Source organism: Pararhodobacter sp. CCB-MM2 (genome assembly GCF_001691415.1).
Classification (GTDB): Bacteria; Pseudomonadota; Alphaproteobacteria; order Rhodobacterales; family Rhodobacteraceae; genus Pararhodobacter.
In genome coordinates, this window is the sequence record NZ_LRRR01000092.1 from 1 (window position 1) to 446 (window position 446).

The 446-nt window shown below is 47.1% G+C and carries 1 protein-coding gene; it reads left to right on the top strand.

What is annotated here, in order from left to right; genetic code table 11:
- Positions 1–16 precede the first annotated feature (16 nt).
- Positions 17–446, top strand: a 430-nt coding sequence (locus tag BCY78_RS24330) for an ExeA family protein (RefSeq protein ID WP_139103327.1), incomplete at its 3' end; no start/stop codon positions are given.

Sequence of the window (446 nt, forward strand, 5' to 3'; positions counted from 1 at the left end):
GTTTCAGGTTAACCCTATGTACGAAGAACATTTTGGATTTACAGCCAAACCATTTCAGCTGACTCCTGACCCCAAGTTTTTCTATGCCAGCTCCTGCCATAAGAAAGCGCTCTACTATCTGCTTTATGGCCTGCAGCAGGGAGAAGGTTTTATTGTCATTACCGGCCCGATTGGTACAGGTAAGTCGATGCTGGCAGGGAACATTCTGAATTCACTTGATGCCCAGATTGTAGCCACTCAGGTCAGCACATCGAATCTTAATCCCTATGAACTCCTTGAGCACATTGCCAATTCATTCGGACTTAATTCCGGCGGCGATAACAAAGCGCAGATTATCAAGGATATCGAAACCTACTTATATGGTCTGAGCAAAGAAGGGCGGCGGGCACTGCTGATCATCGATGAGGCTCAGAACCTGTCCCATGAATCTCTCGAAGAGCTCAGAC